Source organism: Homoserinimonas sp. (assembly GCF_056262345.1).
Genome location: NZ_JBACFR010000295.1, coordinates 1 through 1,989 on the forward strand (window position 1 = coordinate 1; position 1,989 = coordinate 1,989).

General features: G+C 65.0%; 1 protein-coding gene. It reads left to right on the forward strand.

Features of this window, described 5'->3' with window-relative positions; translation table 11 throughout:
• Nucleotides 1-246: 246 nt before the first annotated feature.
• Nucleotides 247-1,989: acetate--CoA ligase (gene acs / locus AC062T_RS13365; RefSeq protein ID WP_476030801.1), on the forward strand; the 1,743-nt coding region annotated here is incomplete at its 3' end.

The window sequence follows — 1,989 nt, forward strand, 5'->3', positions numbered from 1 at the left end:
GTTAAAAGAAGAGGGGCGGCGCCTGTTGGGGGGAACTGGCGCCGCCACAGCAGCGCGTGATTGGGGGGAATCACAGTTGCGCCGCTAAGCCGAATTGACATCCGGTTTGCCTAGTGTACCCCAATCCGATGCATCCACAACAGTCAATTTAGCTAGGCATTAGTCTCTATTCCATCGAGTTCCCAGCTTCACCCCGAAAGGGGTGACCGCACTCTCGTTCGAACGCAAAGGAGCGCCGAAAGCACCATGAGCACCAACATCGACAGCCTGCAGCACGAGACCCGCCGGTTCGCTCCCAGCAGCGAGTTTTCGGCCAACGCCGTGGCCACGGCCGAGATCTACGACACGGCGGCATCCGACCCCGAAGAGTTCTGGGCCAACCAGTCCCGCGAGCTGCTGCAGTGGGAGAAACCGTTCACCCGCACGCTCGACTGGGACAACGCCCCCTTCGCTAAATGGTTCTCCGACGGTCGCCTCAACGTGGCCTACAACTGCCTCGACCGCCATGTGGATGCTGGCAACGGCGACCGCGTCGCGTTTCATTGGGAGGGCGAACCCGGGGACTCCCGCACCCTCACCTACGCCGATCTGACGGCCGAGGTCAAGAAGGCCGCCAATGTGCTGACCACGCTCGGCATCCGCTCAGGCGACCGTGTCGCCATATACCTGCCGATGATTCCCGAGGCCGTGATCTCGATGCTCGCGGTCGCCCGAATCGGCGCGGTGCACTCCGTGATTTTCGGCGGATTCAGCGCCGACAGCATCCGCTCCCGCGTCGACGACGCCAACGCTCGCCTCGTGATCACCGCCGATGGCGGCTGGCGCAAGGGCAAGGTTTCGCCCCTCAAGCCCACCGTGGATGACGCGCTGGCCAAGGAGGGCGAGCACTCAGTGGAGAACGTGCTCGTGGTGCGTCGCGGCGAGAACGCCATCGAGTGGACCGAGGGCCGCGACCGCTGGTGGCACGACGAAATGGCCGCAGCGGAGACCGAGCACACTGCAGAGGCATTCGATGCCGAGCATCCGCTCTTCATCCTGTACACGTCGGGCACGACGGGCAAGCCCAAGGGCATTCTGCACACGAGCGGCGGCTACCTGACCCAGACCGCGTTCACCCACAAAAACGTCTTCGACCTCAAAGCCGAGACGGATGTCTTTTGGTGCACGGCGGATGTCGGCTGGATCACGGGCCACAGCTATGTGGTTTATGGCCCGCTCGCCAACGGCGCGACCCAGGTTCTGTATGAGGGGACCCCCGACGCACCCCACCCTGGCCGGTGGTGGGAGCTCATCGAAAAGTACAAGGTGAGCATCTTCTACACGGCGCCCACCGCCATCCGGTCATTCATGAAGATCGGTCGTTCGGTGCCCGATGGCTTCGACCTGAGCAGCATCCGCCTGCTCGGCTCGGTGGGCGAGCCCATCAACCCCGAGGCCTGGATCTGGTACCGCGACGTAATCGGCGCGGGAACCGCCCCCATCGTCGACACGTGGTGGCAGACCGAAACCGGCGCCATCATGGTCTCGGCCCTGCCCGGCATCACGACGGCGAAGCCTGGCTCTGCGCAGGTGGCCATGCCCGGCATCACCGTCGACGTGCTGACGGATGGCGGCGCGCCCGTCGGCAACGGCAGCGGCGGGCTACTGGTGGTGACCAAGCCGTGGCCCTCCATGCTGCGCGGCATCTGGGGCGACCCCGAGCGGTTCATCGAGACCTACTGGGAGAAATTCGATCAGCCGGGCGCGACGAACCGCCGCATGTACTTTGCGGGCGACGGCGCGCGGCTCGACGAGGACGGCGACATCTGGCTGCTGGGCCGTGTCGACGACGTGATGAACGTGTCTGGCCACCGCCTCTCGACCGCCGAAATCGAGTCGTCGCTGGTGTCGCATCCGATCGTTGCCGAGGCCGCCGTGGTCGGGGCGCACGACGACACGACGGGTCAAGCCGTTGTGGCCTTCGTGATCCTGCGCGCCGATCAGGAGGAT